The 19,371-nt window shown below is 65.2% G+C and carries 18 protein-coding genes; 13 read left to right on the top strand and 5 right to left on the bottom strand.

Annotated elements, in window-relative coordinates; genetic code table 11:
* Positions 1-35: 35 nt before the first annotated feature.
* Complete coding sequence (locus GO591_RS06295) at positions 36-1,100, bottom strand: alkaline phosphatase family protein (RefSeq protein WP_232466296.1); 1,065 nt, start codon at positions 1,098-1,100, stop codon at positions 36-38.
* An 81-nt stretch (positions 1,101-1,181) separates the two neighbouring features.
* On the opposite strand from GO591_RS06295, the gene GO591_RS06290 reads away from it, so the two are divergent.
* Both GO591_RS06290 and GO591_RS06285 read left to right on the top strand, forming a co-directional pair.
* Positions 1,182-3,647, top strand: coding sequence for a DNA gyrase/topoisomerase IV subunit A (locus GO591_RS06290; RefSeq protein WP_157156038.1), 2,466 nt, complete (start codon positions 1,182-1,184; stop codon positions 3,645-3,647).
* A gap of 101 nt (positions 3,648-3,748) precedes the next feature.
* Positions 3,749-4,120, top strand: a complete 372-nt coding sequence (locus tag GO591_RS06285; RefSeq protein WP_157156037.1) for a PLD nuclease N-terminal domain-containing protein — start codon at positions 3,749-3,751, stop codon at positions 4,118-4,120.
* A gap of 67 nt (positions 4,121-4,187) precedes the next feature.
* Here GO591_RS06285 and GO591_RS06280 read toward each other — a convergent pair whose 3' ends face one another.
* A complete protein-coding gene (locus tag GO591_RS06280) occupies positions 4,188-5,507 on the bottom strand; it encodes an HNH endonuclease signature motif containing protein (protein ID WP_157156036.1) in 1,320 nt (439 codons plus the stop codon).
* Positions 5,508-5,708: 201 nt separating this feature from the next.
* Complete coding sequence (locus tag GO591_RS06275) at positions 5,709-7,793, bottom strand: DNA gyrase/topoisomerase IV subunit B (RefSeq protein ID WP_157156035.1); 2,085 nt, start codon at positions 7,791-7,793, stop codon at positions 5,709-5,711.
* 214 nt (positions 7,794-8,007) lie between these two features.
* Here GO591_RS06275 and GO591_RS06270 point away from each other — a divergent pair, with 214 nt between their 5' ends.
* The 5 genes from GO591_RS06270 to GO591_RS06250 are packed head-to-tail and all read left to right on the top strand — an operon-like array spanning position 8,008 to position 10,880.
* Positions 8,008-8,241 carry a DUF7455 domain-containing protein gene (locus GO591_RS06270; RefSeq protein ID WP_157156034.1) on the top strand — a complete coding sequence of 78 codons (234 nt, stop codon included), beginning with the start codon at positions 8,008-8,010 and terminating at the stop codon, positions 8,239-8,241.
* The gene (locus tag GO591_RS06265) at positions 8,238-8,966 is read left to right on the top strand and encodes an alanine racemase C-terminal domain-containing protein (protein ID WP_370455346.1); all 729 of its coding nucleotides are present in this window, start codon (positions 8,238-8,240) and stop codon (positions 8,964-8,966) included. The genes GO591_RS06270 and GO591_RS06265 overlap by 4 nt, the downstream gene beginning before the upstream one ends.
* Positions 8,963-10,003: an alanine racemase gene (locus GO591_RS06260; RefSeq protein ID WP_157156033.1), complete on the top strand. Its 1,041-nt coding sequence runs from the start codon at positions 8,963-8,965 to the stop codon at positions 10,001-10,003. The genes GO591_RS06265 and GO591_RS06260 overlap by 4 nt, the downstream gene beginning before the upstream one ends.
* Before the next feature lie 18 nt (positions 10,004-10,021).
* Positions 10,022-10,204, top strand: coding sequence for a hypothetical protein (locus tag GO591_RS06255; protein WP_157156032.1), 183 nt, complete (start codon positions 10,022-10,024; stop codon positions 10,202-10,204).
* Positions 10,191-10,880: a nucleoside/nucleotide kinase family protein gene (locus GO591_RS06250; RefSeq protein WP_232466294.1), complete on the top strand. Its 690-nt coding sequence runs from the start codon at positions 10,191-10,193 to the stop codon at positions 10,878-10,880. The genes GO591_RS06255 and GO591_RS06250 overlap by 14 nt, the downstream gene beginning before the upstream one ends.
* 30 nt (positions 10,881-10,910) lie before the next feature.
* Here the strand turns inward: GO591_RS06250 and GO591_RS06245 are convergent, their stop codons facing one another.
* Together GO591_RS06245 and trpD are read right to left on the bottom strand one after the other, a co-directional pair.
* Positions 10,911-11,213, bottom strand: a complete 303-nt coding sequence (locus tag GO591_RS06245) for a hypothetical protein (protein ID WP_157156030.1) — start codon at positions 11,211-11,213, stop codon at positions 10,911-10,913.
* A 195-nt stretch (positions 11,214-11,408) separates the two neighbouring features.
* Positions 11,409-12,464 carry an anthranilate phosphoribosyltransferase gene (gene trpD / locus GO591_RS06240; RefSeq protein ID WP_157156029.1) on the bottom strand — a complete coding sequence of 352 codons (1,056 nt, stop codon included), beginning with the start codon at positions 12,462-12,464 and terminating at the stop codon, positions 11,409-11,411.
* Positions 12,465-12,570: 106 nt separating this feature from the next.
* Between trpD and ctaE the strand changes: the two genes are divergently transcribed.
* The 6 genes from ctaE to GO591_RS06210 all read left to right on the top strand — a co-directional run bounded on the left by ctaE (position 12,571) and on the right by GO591_RS06210 (position 19,247).
* Entirely contained in the window at positions 12,571-13,209 is a 639-nt protein-coding gene (gene ctaE, locus GO591_RS06235) for an aa3-type cytochrome oxidase subunit III (protein WP_157156028.1), read from the top strand.
* Positions 13,210-13,245: 36 nt separating this feature from the next.
* Complete coding sequence (gene qcrC / locus GO591_RS06230) at positions 13,246-14,043, top strand: cytochrome bc1 complex diheme cytochrome c subunit (RefSeq protein WP_157156027.1); 798 nt, start codon at positions 13,246-13,248, stop codon at positions 14,041-14,043.
* A 41-nt stretch (positions 14,044-14,084) separates the two neighbouring features.
* A complete protein-coding gene (qcrA, locus tag GO591_RS06225; RefSeq protein ID WP_157156026.1) occupies positions 14,085-15,149 on the top strand; it encodes a cytochrome bc1 complex Rieske iron-sulfur subunit in 1,065 nt (354 codons plus the stop codon).
* Positions 15,146-16,762 (top strand): cytochrome bc1 complex cytochrome b subunit, encoded by a 1,617-nt coding sequence (gene qcrB / locus GO591_RS06220; protein WP_198295575.1) that lies wholly within the window; start codon positions 15,146-15,148, stop codon positions 16,760-16,762. Before qcrA ends, qcrB (GO591_RS06220) begins: the two co-directional genes overlap by 4 nt.
* 189 nt (positions 16,763-16,951) lie before the next feature.
* Positions 16,952-18,559: a cytochrome bc1 complex cytochrome b subunit gene (qcrB, locus tag GO591_RS06215; RefSeq protein WP_157156024.1), complete on the top strand. Its 1,608-nt coding sequence runs from the start codon at positions 16,952-16,954 to the stop codon at positions 18,557-18,559.
* A gap of 106 nt (positions 18,560-18,665) precedes the next feature.
* Positions 18,666-19,247 (top strand): hypothetical protein, encoded by a 582-nt coding sequence (locus GO591_RS06210; protein WP_157156023.1) that lies wholly within the window; start codon positions 18,666-18,668, stop codon positions 19,245-19,247.
* Positions 19,248-19,371 lie beyond the last annotated feature (124 nt).

Raw genomic sequence — 19,371 nt, 5'->3', positions numbered from 1 at the left:
CTGATCAGGTCAGCTGGCTCGTCGGCTGGCTCAGGTCAGCTGGCGAACGCGCCGAAACGCAACAACGGCACTCGCGACTCTTCGTCCGAGAGTGACCCGTGCTGGCCCACCATGCCGCGGCCGCGCAGGCTTTGAACGGACCGGCCGTCGTAGTACGCGATTCGCTTGCGGGCAGCGATGAGCACGTCGCCGATGCGTCCGCGCACCGCGTCGTCGACCGCACCGAACCACCCTGCCGCGATCGCCTCGTCGCGGGTTGCCACCCAGGCGCGGTCGGCCTCGGACTCCCGCCAGCGGTCGGCGACCGCGGCGACATCCGCGTCGGGCTCGCAGTACAGCTGGAGGCAGCGCGGCTCACCGCCGATGTGGCGGACGCCGTCGAGCAGGCCGGGCAACTCGTCGACGAGCACGTGGCTGCGCTCGGGGACGTCGAGCACGCCGTGGTCGGCGGTCACGATCAGTCCTTCGTCGCGCCGCAGGGTGTTCGAGAAGGTGCGGACGGCGGCATCCAGTTCCTCCAGCGCCTCGGTCCACTCCCCGGATTCGACGCCAGACGCGTGGGCGACCTTGTCGAGCTCCGGCACGTACACGTAGAGCACGGCGCGATCGACCTCGTCCAAGCTTCGGCGAGCCTGGTCGAGACGTTCGCTGATCGTCTCCCCTGCCCGATAGACGGCGCCGCGCAGTGCTGCGCGGGAGAAACCGGAGTGACGGAACCGCTCGGGACCGATCGCGATGGCGTGCACACCGTCCTCCGCTGCCCGCTCGAACACCGTCGGCACCCGCTGCCAGGTGAACGGGTCCATGCCGGAGTCCCAGCCGTTCAGCTGGTTGACGATCCGGTCCCGGTCCGGGTCGAGCACCGAGTAGCCGACGATGCCATGGGTTCCCGGCGTGCTGCCGGTGGTCAGGCTGGTCAGCGACGCGGCCGTCGTCGTGGGGAATCCGACTTCGATCACCGGATCCGGCCCGGACTGTGCCGCGACCAGCGACCGAGCATGCCCCTGCCGGGCCTTCAGCGCCGACTGTCCAAGGCCGTCCGCGAGCAGCACAATCGCCTTCGCGGGCCGGGCCTGCGTCAGCCGCGTATTGCGACCCACCACGGAATCGAGGCATCCCGACAGAACATCGGCAAGGCGCAGCCGGTCTGAGTTGGGCGCCGGTAGCATGTTGGCAATCCTATGACTGCACCCGAACATCCCAGCCCCGTCTCCTCCGGCGAACGCATCGAGGACGTCGATGTCTCCACAGAGATGCAGGGCTCATTCCTCGAATATGCCTACTCCGTCATCTACTCGCGGGCGCTGCCCGACGCGCGTGACGGGCTGAAGCCGGTCCAGCGCCGGATCCTCTATCAGATGAGCGAGATGGGACTTCGCCCCGACCGCGGGCATGTGAAGTCCGCCCGTGTCGTCGGTGAGGTGATGGGAAAACTGCATCCCCACGGTGACACCGCTATTTATGACGCACTGGTGCGTCTCGCGCAGGACTTCACCATGCGGGTGCCGCTCATCGACGGGCACGGTAACTTCGGCTCGCTCGACGACGGTCCGGCGGCGCCTCGCTACACCGAGGCGCGCCTGGATGCTGCGGCGCTCGCGCTCACCGAAACCCTCGACGAGGACGTCGTTGATTTCGTTCCCAACTACGACAACCAGCTCACGCAGCCCGATGTGCTGCCTGCCGCCTTCCCGAACCTGCTGGTGAACGGGGCGAGCGGCATCGCGGTCGGAATGGCCACCAACATGGCGCCGCACAACCTGGTCGAGGTCGTCGGTGCCGCCACCCACCTGCTCGAGAACCCGGATGCGACCGTCGAGGACCTGATGGCGTTCGTGCCCGGCCCCGACCTGCCCACCGGCGGCATCATCTCCGGCCTGGACGGCATCAAGGACGCCTATGCCACCGGCCGTGGCTCGTTCAAGACCCGCGCGAAGGTGACCATCGAGCCGATCACCGCGCGCAAGACCGGCATCATCGTGCACGAGCTGCCCTATCTGGTCGGTCCGGAGCGTGTGATCGAGAAGATCAAGGACGGCGTCGGGAACAAGAAACTGTCCGGCATCTCGGATGTCACCGACCTGACCGACCGCAAGCACGGCCTGCGCATGGTAATCGGGATCAAGACCGGGTTCAGCCCGGAGGCGGTGCTCGAGCAGCTCTACAAGCAGACCCCGCTCGAGGATGGATTCTCGATCAACAACGTCGCCCTGGTCGACGGCGGTCCGCGCACGCTCGGTTTGAAGGACCTGCTGCAGGTCTACCTCGACCACCGGCTGTCGGTGATCACCCGCCGCAGTGAGTTCCGTCTCGCTCGGCGTCGCGACCGGCTGCACCTGGTCGAGGGCCTGTTGATCGCCATCCTGGACATTGACGAGGTCATCCAGGTGATCCGAGCGAGCGATGAGTCCGAGCAGGCGCGCACGCGCCTGATGGATGTCTTCGACCTCAGCCACCTTCAGGCCGAGTACATCCTCGAGCTGCGGTTGCGCCGACTGACCAAGTTCTCCCGGATCGAGCTGGAGGCCGAGCGCGACAAGCTGGCCGCCGAAATCGCGGAACTCGAGGCGATCCTCGGCAGTCCGGCGCGAATTCGGCAGCTGGTCGCCACCGAGCTTCAAGACGTCGCGGAGCGTTTCGGTACGCCGCGGCGCACCCTGCTGACCGAGGCGCGTCCGAGTATCGCGTCGGCCTCGTCCAAGAAGAATGCACCGGTGCTGGAGATTCCGGATGCCCCGTGCCGGGTGCTCCTGTCCACCACCGGCCGTGCCGTGCGGGTCGACATCCCTGACGATCTGTTGGATGCACCCGCTCCTGCGGCACGCCGCGTCAAGCACGACGCCATCCTGTCGGCGCTGACCACCACCGCTCGGGCGGAGATTGGGGCGGTCACCAATAAGGGCCGGCTGATCCGGTTCTCCCCGGTCGGATTGACCGCGGTCCCCCAGAACTCGATCCACCTCGGGGCCGGGACGAAGATCCGCGACTACATCGGCCTCACCGATAAGTCAGAACGGGTGCTCGCGCTGGTCTCGCTCGAGGCTGCCGACTCGATCGTGCTGGGCACTGCGCAGGGCGTCGTGAAGCGAGTCGCGACCGGTGCGTACCCGAACAAGCCCACGTTCGAAGTGATCGCACTGAAGGACGGCGACGAAGTCATCGGCGCAGCGCAGGGACGGGAGTCCGACGAATTGGTGTTCGTCACCTCCGGGGCTCAGCTGCTGCATTTCCCGGCAGCGCAGGTGCGTCCTCAGGGCGTGGCCGCGGGTGGTGTGGCTGGTATCTCCGTGAATGGGGATGCCCGAGTGATCTTCTTCGGGTCGGTGGCACCGCAGGCGGCGGTCGTCGTCACGGTGTCCACGTCGAGCGAGACCATTCCCGGGGCAGATCCCGGACGCGCCAAGGTGTCGTTCTTCGATCAGTTCCCCGGCAAGGGCCGGGCAACCGGGGGCGTGCGCGCGCATTCGTTCCTGAAGGGTGAGGACACGCTCGCGCTGGCCTGGGTCGGCGAATGGCCGGCGTATGCGGTCGGTGCGGACGGTTCAGTGCGAACCCTGCCGGAGCCGGGTGCGAAGCGGGATGCCTCTGGAACGCCGCTTGACGCAGTCGTTGGCTCGGTCGGAAGGAACGCAGCCGCAGTCTCCTGAGGTGCGTCTGCAGGGCAGCTGGGTGAACGGGGCGCGAGCGTCTCTCAACGATTGATGAAATCTACCCACGTCTGAGGTTCGGTCTGATTAGACTTCGCGTCATGTATCTGATCTTCTCGCTCGTGCTCTTCTGCATCGTGCTGGCGGCTTTGATCGACATCATCACCAAGGACAACGATCAGATCCGGCATCTTCCCAAGCTGACCTGGGTGCTTCTGGTCATCTTCCTGCCGCTGATCGGAAGCATCATCTGGTTCACGGTCGGTCGTGAGTACAGTGCGCCGGTCAGTCGAGGCTCGTTCGGTGATCCGCGGCGCTGGGAATCGACCGAACCGGCAGCGACGTCGACATCATCAGCGAAGTCGACCGAGGAGCAGCTGGCGGACCTCGAGCGGGAGATCGCGGAACACAAGCGGCAGGAGCGCATACGGCGCCTCCAGGCCGATCTCGAGGAGCGTCGCGATCAGGCCTAGTTGCCGCAGTTCGAGCCACCCGCTGATCGAGCCAACTCGCTGATCGAGCCTGTCGAGATCTCTCGCCCTACTGGAATTTGATCGGGGTGTCCGGGTAATCGGTGGCGACGATGCCGTGCGGGGTGGTCCATTCCAGCACCCCGGGACTGATCTGGCGCACACTCCACCCCGGCAAGTGTTTGATCGTGTGGTGCTTCGGGCAGAGGGCGGCGAGGTTGTCGGCCGTGGTCTTGCCGCCGTGCTTCCAGGCGAGGGTGTGGTCGAGATCGGAGCTATTGGCGGCGCGGGTGCAGGACGGACATCGACATCGGCCATCCCGGGCGTGGATGTAGCGGCGCAGTTTTCGTGAGGGTCGGTAGCTGTCCACCGCGAGCACCTGGTCGTTCACCGGGTGGGTGAGGATCCGGAGGAACACGGGGGCGTCCCAGGCCAGCCGGGCGGCCTCTGCCAGTCCAATCGGACCGGCACCGGCGATCGTCGCCGGCTCGTCGCTCCGGCCGAGCAGGGTCAGTGCCGGGATGACGATGGACACCTCGGCTCGGATGCCGATCCCGGCGGCATGCGGGGCATCCGGGTGCCCGGTCGGCTGCCCCGTCAACACCAGCTCCGTCGCCAGGTCGGCGCGGATCTGATCCAGCGTTCGCGAATCATCCGGGTTCGCCGCCTGCACGGCCTTGGCCTGGGCGGTGAGCCGGTCCAGCATCGCCACTGCGTACACGGTGGAGACGGTGTGGATCACCTCGGACATCCCATCGCCGAGTTCCTGTGTGCGAACCGCCCGGTCTTCCACCGCGATCCGGTGGCGCTGTTCGAAGGTCAGCTCGCCGAGCCGGGCGGCGGCGACCTGGGCCAGCTTGCGCAGTCTCCCCGGGGTCACGTCTGCTGCGCGGTCGAGGACCGCGGCTTCGTATCGGGCGCGCTGCTCGGGGTCGCCGATCGGGGATCCGGCGTCGACGATGACCCGGGCATGACCGACCCCGATCGTCCCGGTTTCCAGGGCGGCAAGCGTCCGCGGGAAGTCGTGGACCAGAGTCTCCGCGTTGCCGATTCGGGCCTGGAAGGTGCGATCGGACAGGTGACAGGCCAGCGCAAGCTCGGCAGACAGCGATCGGTAGACCAGGCCGCGGTCGGCGCGCGGCCCGGCTTCGGCCAGGCTCAACCGGGTCAGGTTCGCCAGCGCCCGGGACTCCTCGGCATCGAGCGCGGCTCGCTGCTGCTGCAACCGGGCCACGTGCTGGATCTCCTCGGGAATCGACTCGGGCTGCTCCCACTCCCGGATCAACGCCTGAAAGGACGCCTCGAAGTCTTCTGCGGGCAGCGGATCCGGCGGCAGCTGGTCCAACTCCAGGACCGGTGCTGGGTCCCATCCGTTGACTTCGTTGTCCATGTTCGAAGTCAACACCGGACCACCGACATTCCAGAGCCAAGCCGGCAGGGGCTGTGGATGTACCGGACGGGTTTCGAGACGTGTCACTCGCTTCGCTCGCGGCGCTCCGGGGCCACCGGACGGGCTTCGCTCGCGGCGCTCCGGGGCCACCGGAAGAAAGGCTATCGACCAGTGAGTATGACGTCTCGCCGAAGCGGCACCCTAGGCGTCGATGCTGTCCCGCGAGAGCCGGTCCGAGTTCTCGATGATGAAGCCCTTGCGCGGCGCCACGTCGTTGCCCATCAGCAGCTCGAACACACGCGCAGCATTCTCGGCATCGCCGACGTTGACGCGCCGCAGTGTGCGCTGCGACCGTGACATCGTGGTTGTCGCCAGTTGGTCGGCATCCATCTCACCGAGGCCCTTGTAGCGCTGGATCGGATCCTGATACTTCTTGCCGGTGCGCTTCAAGCCGGCGAGCACGCCGTGCAGTTCCGCCTCGGAGTAGGTGTAGATCGTCTCGTTCGGCTTCGAACCGGGGTTCATCACCACTACCCGGTGCAGCGGCGGGACCGCCGCGAACACCCGCCCGTTCTCGATCATCGGTCGCATGTACCGGAAGAACAGCGTCAGCAGCAGCGTGCGGATGTGCGCGCCGTCGACATCGGCGTCACTCATGATGATGACCTTGCCGTACCTCGCCTGCGCGATGTCAAAGCTACGACCCGAACCAGCGCCGATGACCTGGATGATCGAGGCGCATTCCGCGTTAGAGAGCATGTCCGACACGGACGCCTTCTGCACGTTCAGGATCTTGCCACGGATCGGCAGCAACGCCTGGAACTCACTGTCACGGGCGAGCTTGGCCGTGCCGAGCGCCGAGTCACCCTCGACGATGAACAGTTCGCTGCTCGCGACGTCGTTGCTGCGGCAGTCGACCAGCTTGGTCGGCAGCGACGAACTCTCGAGCGCGTTCTTGCGACGCTGCGTCTCCTTGTGTGCCCTAGCCGAAATTCGGGACTTCATCTCGGCGACGATCTTGTCGAGCACCAGCGCCGACTGGGCCTTGTCATCGCGCTTGGTGGAGCTGAACCGAGCAGCCAGCGCCTTCGAGACCACGTTCGAGACGATCGAGCGCACGGCCGGCGTGCCCAGTACTTCCTTGGTCTGTCCCTCGAACTGCGGTTCGGGTACCCGCACGGTGAGCACAACGGTGAGCCCGGCGAGCACATCGTCCTTGTCGAGCTTGTCATTGCCGACCTTCAGCCGGCGCGCATTCTGCTCAACCTGCGCACGGAGGAACTTGAGCAGGCCGGCCTCGAAGCCCGCCTGGTGGGTGCCACCCTTCGGGGTGGCAATGATGTTTACGAAGGTCTTCATGACCGTTTCGTAGCCGGTCCCCCAGCGCAAGGCGATGTCGACGTCGCACTGTCGGCTGACCTCGGTCGGCACCATGTGGCCGTTCTCCTGCAACACTGGCACCGTCTCGGTGAAGGTGCCCGAGTCAGTGATCCGCCAGGTGTCGGTGATCGCGGCATCCGGTGCCAGGTAATCGGCGAACTCGGAGATTCCGCCGGAGTATTTGAACGACTGGCTGACCGGCTCTTCGCCGCGCTCGTCGAGGATGTCGATGCCGAGTCCGGGAACCAGGAACGCGGTCTGCTGCGCCCGCGCGGTCAGATCGTCGGACAGGAAGGATGCGCCGCGGGTGAAGATCTGGCGGTCTGCCCAGTAGCGGATGCGGGTACCGGTGACACCCTTGGCCACCTTGCCCACCACGCGCAACTCGCTACCCGAGATGAACGGCGTGAACGGGGCATCCGGCGTCGGCTCCCCCTTCTTGTCGTCGAAGATGCCGGGTTCTCCGCGATGGAAGGACATCGCCCAGGTCTTGCCGTCACGGTCGACCTCGACGTCGAGCCGCTCAGACAACGCGTTCACAACGGATGCGCCGACACCGTGCAGGCCACCGGATGCGGCGTAGGAGCCGGACCCGAACTTGCCGCCGGCGTGCAGCTTGGTGAAGACCACCTCGACGCCGGACAGGCCGGTCTTCGGTTCGACGTCCACAGGGATGCCGCGGGCCCGGTCGTGCACCTCGACACTGTTGTCGGAGTGCAGCCGAACCGTGATCTGGTCACCGTGCCCGGCCAGTGCCTCGTCCACCGAGTTGTCGATGATCTCCCAGAGGCAGTGCATGAGGCCTCGGGAGTCGGTCGACCCGATGTACATGCCCGGGCGCTTACGCACCGCTTCGAGTCCCTCCAACACGGACAGGTGACGTGCGGAGTAATCGGAACTCGCCACAGGCGCGTTTCCTTTCGATCGATTGCAGGGGCGTTCTTAAGAGTAATGACCTTCCGCGCCCTCGCCCGTCTCCGACACCCACGCCACTAAGCCTTCTCAACTGGGGAGGGGTGGCTACGCGCACAGCGAACGACAGCCGTCATTGGGCAGATTTGTCAGTGCGGTGTGTTGTTATTGGGTAACAACGCGATCGTTTCGAGAAAAGGAGCAGCACATGTCTCAGATTGCAACCGAGAACGCAGCCGCAACCCTCGAAGAAGAGCCGCGCCTTACCGCCTCCGACCGCTGCGACCTCTGCGGTGCCCAGGCATACGTCCACGTCAAGATGGAATCGGGCGAACTGATGTTCTGCGCCCACCACGGCGCCAAGTTCAGGGAGAAGCTGGAGCCGACCGCACTGGACTGGCATGACGAGTCCAGCCGGCTCATCGAGGAAGTCCGTTCCTGAGCGGTCTTCGCCGCCTCGCGCGCGTCGACCATGACGCGCTGCGGCGCAATCTGGCGAAGCTGACCGACAGCCCGGCCGCCGAAGTGGCGGACCTGCGGGCCGACGCCTACGGGCACGGTCTGCTCCAGATTGCCCGCACACTTGACGCCGCCGGCCTCGGCGGCGCAGTTGTCTCACTTGACGCCGACCGCAGTCGCCTGGCCGATGCGGGCATCCGGATGTCACTGCACACCGAAAGCCCGCTCGCCGGCGAACCCGGTCAGCACATGCTCGGTCCCGCGTTGTTCGGGCTCCTGTCCGAACCCGCACCGGCCGAAGCATCCGCAACCGAGCCGGTCCTGCGGTTATCCGGTGAGGTCGTCGCGGTGAAGCCGGTGCCAGCGGGCCGCGGAGTCTCTTACGGCTATACCTACCGCACTGCGAATCCCAGCCGCCTCGCGTTGATTGGACTCGGCTATGCCGACGGAGTGCCTCGTCCCGCGTCGAATCGTGCCCCGGTACTGATCGGCAGCTTCACCGGCACAGTGTCCGGGCGAATCGCCATGGACCAGTTCGTCGTCGACCTCGGCGACGAACACGCGTCGGTCGGCGACGAAGCGGTGCTATTCGGTTCTCCCCTGCGCGGTGAGCCATCCGTGCTCGACTGGGCTCAAGCCACCCGTATCCCCGCCGAATCGATCACCGCCGGCCTCGGCCAGCGCATCGAGAGGATCCACCTGCCGTGACCGCCACCGCCGTCATCGACCTCGACGCGTTGCGCCACAACGTGCGCGTTCTGGCGCAGAAGGCCTCGCCCGCCGAGGTGATGCTCGCTGTCAAGGCCGACGCCTACGGCCACGGAATCATTCCGATTGCCCAGGCCGGCCTCACCGCCGGGGCCGCCTCGCTGGCCGTGCTGGAGATCCCTGCCGGCCTGGCGCTCCGTCGCGCCGGCATCACCGTGCCGCTGTTCGCCTGGCTGCACGGGATGCACACCGACTTCGCGGCCGGCATCGAGGCGGACATCGAACTCGGCATCTCCGCCGCCTGGCAACTGCAGGCGATTGCCGACGCCGGCGCCGATCGGCCCGCCGTCGTGCACCTCAAAGTGGACACGGGCCTCAGCCGCAACGGCGCATCGCTCGAGGACTGGCCTGCCCTCATTGACGTGGCCCTCGAACTCGAACGCCGCGGCGTGCTGCGCGTGCGCGCGGCGTGGACCCACCTCGCCGATGCCTCGGTCGAAGCCGACGAAGACGCCCTCGCACTCTTCCACGGCGCGGTCCAGACGGCGAAAGACCGCGGCGCATCGTTTGAGATCCTGCACATGGCTGCCAGCTCCGCCGGCATCCGGATGCCGGAAGCCCGATTCGACCTCGTGCGGTTCGGTATCGCCGCCTACGGAATCTCCCCGTTCGACGACCAGAGCGGAGCCGACCTGGGACTGCGCCCGGTGATGTCGCTTCGTGCTCCGGTGATCAGCGTCGACGGATCCGTCGCCACCGTCGCGGCCGGATTCGGTGACGGTGTGCACGCGCTCGGCGCGGGCAGGGCTGCAGTTCGGCTCGGCGACGCTCGCTGCCGGGTGCTCACGGTCGACGTGGACACCATGACTATTCAGGTCGAGAGCGGCGCGACACCAGGCGACGAAATCGTATTGTTTGGCGATTCCCGGCGCGGCGAGCCGACCGCTGAGCAGTGGGCGGACTGGTCGGAAACCATCGGTGACGAGATCGTCACCCGGGTGTCGGCGCGCGTGCCGCGTACATACCTGAACGGCTGAATCCTCCATGCTGGTGTGATGAAGGCTGGCTCCGACATCATCCTGTCGGCGACCGACATCCCCAAGTCGTTCGGCGGGGGCCCCACCCTGTCCAAGGACCTCGCCATTTGGCGCAACCTGTGGGATGACGGCCCGGTGCTGGCGGCGCATGCTCACGACTACCTGCGCACGGCGCTGGGCGGCACACGTGTCTCAGCCTGACCCCGAGGCGGCGGCATCCGCAGTCACGGTCGCCGACCTGGATGCGCTCGCCCACCGGGCAATCAGGCTCATGAGGCCAGGGCAACGGGTGATCCTTGGCATCACCGGAAGCCCCGGCGCCGGCAAGACGACCGTCGCGCGCAGGCTGGTTGAACGCCTGAACGAGATCCTGGCCGACCCGCAATCCCCGATTGAACGGGCCGCCTACCTGCCCATGGACGGGTTCCACCTGGCCAATGCCACCCTCGATCGGCTGGGCAACCATGACCGCAAGGGCGCCATCGACACATTCGACGGCTGGGGATTCGTCGCCTTGCTCGGTCGCCTGCTGGTGGAACTCGATCACCCCGTCTACGCACCGAGCTTTGATCGGAAGGTCGATGAGGGGATCGCCGCGGAGCTCGTCGTGTTGCCGGATGCCGAAATCGTCGTAGTGGAGGGCAACTACTTGCTCGTCGATCAGGAACCGTGGTCCGCCATCCCGGAGATGCTCGCCGAGACCTGGTACTGCGACACGTCCTCCGACGAACGGCTGCGCCGGCTGGTGGACCGGCACGAGCGGTACGGGCGCTCCCCGGACGCCGCGAAAGCCTGGGCCGAGTCGGTCGACGGCGTCAACGCGGTACTGATCGAGGCGACGCGCGAGCGCGCCGATCTGGTCATCCCAGGCGGGTGAACCCCAGGTTGGGAAGAGTCGCCTGAGACGCTACATCGCCGGGTTCGAGCCCGACTTCTTCGGCATGCCGACCTCGTTCAGCGGCGCGAACGACTCATACTCCGGCTCGTGATCGGCCGGGCAGATCAGCACGGCATTCGCTGTCGAGTGGTCGATGAAGTGCTCCTTCATCGGGTGGAAGCAGACCGGGCAGACACCCTCGCCTGCGGTGCTCAGCATGTCCTCGTACGGCCCGATGTTCGGCGGTCCCAACGCCGTCATCAGGTGGCCGTTGAGCCAGTCGACGATGCGAACCAGCCCACTGGGTCTCTGTTGCTTGTCGTCATTGACCATGGCGTCAGTGTACGCTCGCGACCCCGACAGAAAAGGGGCATCCGGCTGGCTTTGGGGCCAGGCCGGATGCCCCGAATCCCGCACTACTTCAGCGCGGCGGTTCCTTTGAACTGCAGGTCGACCGAGCCATTGCCGCCACCCTTAGCGGTGCCGTTCACGGCCGAGGTCGTCTCGCCCCCGAACAGGGAAAAGACCCTACCGTCTGCCGGCGGCGGCGACCCAAGCATCGAGCTTGGCGATCGCGGCGCCGGAGTCGATCGCGCTGGCGCCGACAGTCAGCTGCTCGGCGAACCGTTCGCGGATCGGTCGCTGCGACTGGGCCGGATCCTTCGCCAACTCGAAAGCCACCAGGCCTGCGGCCGCATTCAGCAGGACGATGTCGCGCACGGGTCCCGGTTCGCCGGCGAGCACTCGCCTGGCGACGTCGGCATTGTGCTCCGGCGAACCGCCGATGAGGTCGCTGATCTCGGACCGCGGGATACCCAGATCCGCCGGGTCGAGGTCGTGTTCGGTGACCAGTCCGCGGGAGATCTCCCACAGGCTGCTGTGCCCGGTGGTGGTGAGTTCGTCGAGTCCGTCATCGCCGCGGAACACCAGAGCGGTGGCACCGCGGGTCTGGAACACGCCGACGATGAGCGGAACCATTTCGGCGACGGCGACACCCACAGCGGATGCCTCGGCCCTGGCCGGGTTCACGATCGGCCCAAGGAAGTTGAAGATCGTCGGAATGCCGAGCTCGGCCCGCGTGGGGCCGGCGTGCCGGAAGCCCGGGTGAAACACCGCGGCATTAGCGAAGGTGATGCCGGTGGCCTCGAGCACCTCGGCGACTCGCTCGGGCTGCATCGCAAGGTCGATGCCGAGCGCACCCAGGACATCGGATGCGCCGGATGCCGAACTGGCCGCCCGGTTGCCGTGCTTGATGACCCGGGCACCGGCGGCGGCCACCACTACAGAGGCCATCGTCGAGATATTGACAGTCCCGATCCGGTCTCCCCCGGTCCCGACGATGTCGACCGCCATCGGATCGACGGGCAACGGCAGCGCGTTCTCGAGAATGGCGTCACGGAAGCCGACGACCTCACCCACGGTTTCGCCCTTCGCGCGCAACGCGATCAGGAAAGCCGCCAACTGGGCAGGAGTTGCCCGCCCTTGGATGATCTCGCGCATCGCCCACGACGAATCACTGATCGAAAGATCATTCCCGTCAAGTAGATCGGTGAGAATCTGTGACCATGCGGGCGTTTCAGGCATACCCCCACAATATCGGCGGATTCTCAGGCCTCTGACGGCCAAATCCGAAGAAAGCATGGAACTGGAAGGCGTGCCTTAGTTCTTCCACCGCAACGAATCAGCCATAATGGGAACCGTGACCAGCACCTCTCTCTCCAGACCGACGGGCGCGCCTGTAATTAATCGCCCGAACACCGTTGCGGTGGGAACGATCGTTTGGCTGTCGAGCGAAGTCATGTTCTTCGCCGGCCTTTTCGCGATCTACTTCACCCTCCGCTCTACCTCGCCGGACCTCTGGGCGAGCGAAACGAGCATCCTGAACGTCCCGCTCTCGGCGACGATCACGGTGATCCTGGTGCTGTCGTCCGTCACCTGCCAGTTCGGTGTTTTCGCCGCCGAGCGGCTGCAGTCACGCCGCACCGGCTGGAAGCCGAGCCAGTGGGGCATGGTCGAGTGGTTCTGGCTGACCTACCTCCTGGGCGCCATCTTCATCTGCGGCCAGGCCTACGAGTACGCCGTGCTGGTCAGTGAGCACGTCAGTCTCAGCTCCAACGCTTACGGTTCCGCCTTCTACATCACGACCGGCTTCCACGGCCTGCACGTGATCGGCGGCCTCATCGCCTTCCTGTTCACGATTGGTCGCGCCTACGCGGTCAAGAACTTCGGACACAAGGAAGCAACCACCGCGATCGTCGTCTCGTACTACTGGCACTTTGTCGACGTCGTATGGATCGGCCTATTCCTGGTCATCTACGTCCTGCAATAGCGATCGCGACAAACGGAAACGAAACGACACAGCATTATGGCGAAAACCTCACGCAAGCAGCGCGCTACCGGCCGCCGGTCACCTCTGGCCACCGTCGCGCTATTGGCCATCGGCCTTCTCACCACGGGTGGCGCGTACGCGCTGTTCACCACCTCGGCGACTGCTGAAACGCAGGCAGCGAGCCAGCAGCAGATTGACGAGGGCGAGAAGCTCTTCGCCGCGAACTGCGCCACTTGTCACGGCCTGAACCTCGAGGGCAGCGCTGAAGGACCGAGCCTGGTTGGCGTCGGCGCGCTCGCTGTCGACTTCCAGGTCGGAACCGGCCGGATGCCGATGGCCTTCCAGGGCCCGCAGGCCGCTGTGAAGCCGCCGCAGTTCACCCAGGAGCAGATCGACGCAATGGCAGCATTCGTCGCCGAGTCGGGCCCCGGCCCGGCGGTTCCCGACGAGAGCCTGCTCACCGCGGACGGCGACGCCGCCAACGGTGCCGAGCTGTTCCGCATCAACTGCGCGATGTGCCACAACGTTGCCGGTGCCGGTGGCGCCCTGACCGAGGGCAAGTACGCTCCGGCTCTCGGCGGTGTCGACCCCAAGTACGTGTACGCCGCAATGGTCACCGGCCCGCAGAACATGCCGGTGTTCAACGACCTGAACATCTCCCCCGAGGAGAAGCAGGACATCATCACCTACCTTGCGTACCTCGATGACAACCCCTCCGTCGGTGGTTTCGACCTCGGCAGCCTGGGCCCGGTCTCTGAGGGTCTGTTCATCTGGATCTTCGGTCTGGGCGGGATCGTTGCGATCACGGTCTGGCTGACCGCGCGGTCCAACTGAGTTCGCTGAGCGTCTAGCAAGATTTTTTGGAAGGGAAGAGCATGGCAGAGCAGCACGACAGTGCCGCTGGCAGCGCCGTCGATAAGCCACGTGAGGTGTCACCGGGCACCGCGATCGTCGTAGCCGACAGGATCGAGAACCCCGGTTTCCCGCCCGCGCACAAGCGCGTCGCAGACCTGGACCCGACTCGCGAGAAGAAGATCGAACGCGGTGTCTCCGCGTTGTTCTGGGTGTCGATCATTGGCGCGGTCTTCGCGATCGCCGCCTACTTCATCTGGCCGATCGAACCGGGCAACATGGCGTCGGTCCGCATGAACAACCTCATGCTGGGCCTCGGCATCACGCTCGGGCTACTCGGCATCGGATTCGGTGCGGTGCACTGGGCGAAGGCCCTCATGCACGGCCACGACCTGGTCGAGGAGCGTCACGAGACTCGCGGCAAGCCCGCGACCCGTGAGCGCGCAGTCGAGATCTTCCAGCAGGCCAACGAGGAGTCTGGTTTCGGCCGTCGCACCCTGCTGCGCAACAGCCTGATCGGTGCTCTCGTCCTCTCACCGCTGCCCGGCATCGTCATCTTCCGTGACCTGGCGCCGGCAGCCGAGCCGCACGAACTCTTGCGGCACACCATGTGGGACAAGGACGTTCGCCTCACCCGCGACCCGGACGGCACACCGATCAAGGCGTCGGATGTCACCGTGGGATCGGCCTTCCACGTCATCCCCGACGGTCTCACCGAGCTCACCCATGAGACCGGTCTGCTCGAGGAGAAGGCCAAGGCCGTAGTCCTGCTGATGCGCCTGCGTCCCGAGGAACTCATCGAGAGTGAAGAGCGCAAGACCTGGTCGTACGACGGCATCGTCGCGTACTCCAAGATCTGCACCCACGTCGGATGCCCCGTCGCCCTGTACGAGCAGCAGACCCACCACCTGCTCTGCCCGTGCCACCAGTCCGAGTTTGACGTCTCCGACCACGCCAAGGTGATCTTCGGCCCGGCGGCTCGTCCCCTCCCCCAACTTCCGATCACCGTGGACTCAGAGGGCTACCTGGTCGCGCAGAGCGACTTCACCGAGCCCGTCGGTCCGAGCTTCTGGGAGCGTGAGCGTTGAGCACCTCGACAACAACCACCACTGTGACGCCCACGCCAACGCGTGGGTCTCGTTTGACGGGCGCCGCCGCCAATTACATTGACGAGCGCACCAGCATTTCGGGCGCAGTCAAGGAACTCGGCCGCAAGATCTTCCCGGACCACTGGTCCTTCATGCTCGGTGAGGTGGCGCTGTACAGCTTCATCGCCATCCTGCTCAGCGGAACGTTCCTGACCTTCTTCTTCACCCCGGCGATGACCCCGGTGCACTACGAGGGTTCCTACGTGCCGTTGAAGGGCATCGAGATGTCGGTCGCGTACGCGTCGTCCCTCGACATCACCTTCGACGTTCGTGGCGGCCTGTTGATGCGACAGATCCACCACTGGTCGGCGCTGCTGTTCGTGGCAGCGATCGGTCTGCACATGCTGCGAGTGTTCTTCACCGGTGCGTTCAAGAAGCCGCGTGAGCTCAACTGGGTGATCGGCTTCGTGCTGTTCATCCTGGCCATGGCAGAGGGCTTCACCGGCTACTCGCTGCCTGATGACCTGCTCTCCGGCAACGGCCTGCGCATCATCGACGGCATGGTCAAGGCCATCCCGGTGATCGGCGTCTGGATCTCCTACCTCTTGTTCGGTGGCGAGTTCCCGGGCGACGACATCGTGTCCAGGCTCTACGTGCTGCACATTCTGCTGCTGCCGGCGATCCTGATCGCGGCGCTCGGCCTGCACATGTTGCTGCTGGTGGTCAACAAGCACACCCAGTTCGCCGGACCCGGCCGTACCAACCACAACGTGGTCGGTTCCCCGATCCTCCCGGTGTTCGCCGCGAAGGCCGGTGGGTTCTTCTTCATCGTGTTCGGCGTCATCGTGCTCATCTCGTCGCTGTTCACGATCAACCCGATCTGGAACTACGGACCATACGACCCGTCACCTGTCTCCGCTGGTACCCAGCCTGACTGGTACATCGGCTTCGCCGATGGCGGTATGCGCCTGGCGCCATCGCACTGGGAGTTCGTGCTCTTCGACTACACGTTCTCGATGAACGTTCTGGTTGTGCTGGCCGTGATCGGTCTGTTCATCGTGCTCGTCATGCTCTACCCGTTCATTGAGGCGTGGATCACTGGCGACAAGCGCGAGCACCACATGGCCGAGCGTCCGCGCAACCACCCGGTTCGTACGGCCATCGGTGCTGCCGGTGTCACGTTCTACGCCGTGCTCTGGGCGGCTGCGAGCTCCGACCTGATAGCGACGCACTTCCTGCTCACGATCGAAGGCGTGATCATCGCCCTGCAGATCCTGCTGATCATCGGACCGATCATCGCGTTCTGGGTGACCAAGCGCATCTGCATCGGCCTGCAGAAGAAGGATCGCGAGATCGCCCTGCACGGCTTCGAAACCGGTCGCATCGTTCGTCTCCCCGGCGGCGAGTACATCGAGGTGCACGAGCAGCTCGACGAGTACGACCGCTGGAAGCTCGTGGCGCACGAGAACTACAAGCCGCTGATGATCCGTCCCGACTCTCGTGGGCGCATCACCATTGGCCAGCGTGTCCGTGCTGTGGCATCGCGGTGGTTCTTCGAGGACCGCATCGAGCCGATCAGCAAGAGCGAACTCGAGCAGTCGCACACCCACTAAGCGATCAGCTAGTAGAAGGGCCCGGGATTCTTCCCGGGCCCTTCTTCTGTCCCCCGCCGGGAAAAGGTCGTACCCTAAAGATTGCACCCACGTCGGATGCCCCGTCGCACAACCTGAGCGGCAGCGCACGATCTGCCGTCGCAGACAGTTCACCGAGACCGTCGGTCCGAGCTTCTGGGAGCGTGAGCGTTGAGTACTTCAACATCCACCACCGTGACCCCGTCACGCGGGTCCCGTTTCACCGGTGCCGCCGCCAATTACCTTGACGAGCGCACCAGTATCTCGGGCTTCGTCAAGGAGCTCGGGCGCAAGGTCTTTCCCGGCCACTGGTCCTTCATGCTCGGTGAGGTGGCGCTGTACAGTTTCGTCGCCATCCTGCTCAGCGGAACTTTCCTGACCTTCTTCTTCCAGCCCGCCATGACGCCCGTGCACTACGAGGGGTCGTATGTGCCGTTGAAGGGCATCGAGATGTCGGTCGCCTACGCGTCGACGCTCGACATCACCTTTGACATCCGTGGCGGCCTGTTGATGCGACAGATCCACCACTGGTCGGCGCTGCTGTTCGTGGCTTCCATCGGTCTGCACCTGCTGCGCGTGTTCTTCACCGGTGCGTTCAAGAAGCCGCGTGAGCTCAACTGGGTGGTCGGTTACGTGCTGTTCATCCTGGCGATGGCCGAAGGGTTCACCGGCTACTCGCTGCCTGATGACCTGCTCTCCGGCAACGGCCTGCGCATCATCGACGGCATGGTCAAGGCGGTCCCGGTGATCGGCGTCTGGATCTCTTACCTGCTGTTCGGTAATGAGTTCCCGGGCGACGACATCGTTGCCCGCCTGTACGTGCTGCATATCCTGCTGCTACCGGCGATCCTGGTCGCGGCGCTCGGCCTGCATCTGTTGCTGATGGTCATCAACAAGCACACCCAATTCGCCGGACCTGGCCGCACCACCCACAATGTCGTCGGTACCCCGATCCTTCCGGTGTTCGCCGCGAAGGCCGGTGGGTTCTTCTTCATCGTGTTCGGCGTCATCGTGCTCATCTCGTCGCTGTTCACGATCAACCCGATCTGGAACTACGGACCATACGACCCGTCGCCCGTGTCGGCTGGTACCCAGCCTGACTGGTACATCGGCTTCGCCGATGGGGGTCTGCGGTTGGCGCCACCGCATTGGGAGTTCGTGCTCTTCGGTTACACCTTCTCGATGAACATCCTGATCCCGCTTGCCGTCATCAGCTTGTTCCTGGTGCTGGTGCCGATCTATCCGTTCATCGAGGCATGGATCACCGGCGACAAGCGCGAACACCACATTGCCGAGCGTCCGCGCAACCACCCGGTTCGCACGGCCATCGGCGCTGCCGGTGTCACGTTCTACGCCGTCATGTGGGCGGCCGCGAGTTCGGACCTCATAGCGACGCACTTCCTGCTCACCATCGAGGGCGTGATCATCGCGCTGCAGATCCTGCTGATCATCGGCCCGATCATTGCGTTCTGGGTGACCAAGCGCATCTGCATCGGCCTGCAGAAGAAGGATCGCGAGATCGCCCTGCACGGCTACGAAAGCGGACGCATCGTCCGCCTCCCCGGAGGCGAGTACATCGAGGTGCACGAGCCACTCGACGAATACGACCGCTGGAAGCTCGTGGCTCACGAGAACTACAAGCCGCTGATGATCCGTCCCGACCACCGCGGACGCATCACCGTCGGCCAGCGCGCACGCGCAGCGGCATCGCGGTGGTTCTTCGAGGACCGCATCGAGCCCATCAGCAAGAGCGAACTCGAGCAGGCGCACCATCACTAAGTGATCAGCTCCGTAAAGGCCCGGGATTCGTCCCGGGCCTTTACTGTGCCGGGGCACGTGTGGATAACCTCGCGGACGGGTCGGCCGGATGCTCTAACGTATGGCCATGCCCACCCGACGTCGACCAGTTGCCCGCGACGCGGCAATCGGTCTGGCAGTGTCTGTGGGTCTGGCGCTTTCGCTGGCGCTGGTGGGCTGCAGTCCGGATGCCGCGGTGCCCACTCCCCCGGAACCGACAACCGAGCCGATCTTCGCCTCCGACGAGGAAGCCCTTGCCGCCGCGGAACAGGCGTACGCCGCGTATGTGAGCGTGTCAGATCAAGTGATGACAGCCGGCGCAGCCGATATCGAGCCCCTCCGGTCCGTGGTGTCTCCTCGTTTTTATGAAACTGAGGTTCCCTCTCTCGAGGAGTTTCATGCGGCGGGATATCGAACTACAGGAACAACGAAAGTTAGAGATGTACGTCTGCAGCAGTTCAATCCAGACAGCACAACCGACGTCGTAGTCATTTACCTCTGTTCGGATGTCTCAGCCGTCGATGTCCTCGATAAAGATGGCCGCTCGGTTGTTGGCCCCGAACGCCCTAACGAAACCTCCTTCGAGATTGGGTTCGACGTTACCAGCGACGCTCCACCGGAGATCGCGGTGGCTTGGCGGGAGCCTTGGCAAGGAACAGCCACATGCTGAGAGCGTCACAACTGACCTTAATCGGCATGGGTTTCGCCGTCGCCTTAGTCGTCGCCGGTATAGGCGCCGCCCCTGCGTGGGCTTGTACCGCAACTCAAGAAGTCACGGGCGGTTGCCCATCTCC

The organism is Diaminobutyricimonas sp. LJ205, assembly GCF_009755725.1.
In the GTDB taxonomy this organism is placed as follows: domain Bacteria; phylum Actinomycetota; class Actinomycetes; order Actinomycetales; family Microbacteriaceae; genus Ruicaihuangia.
Note: the sequence above shows the minus strand (reverse complement) of the source record. Positions and strands in the feature narration are given on the sequence as shown.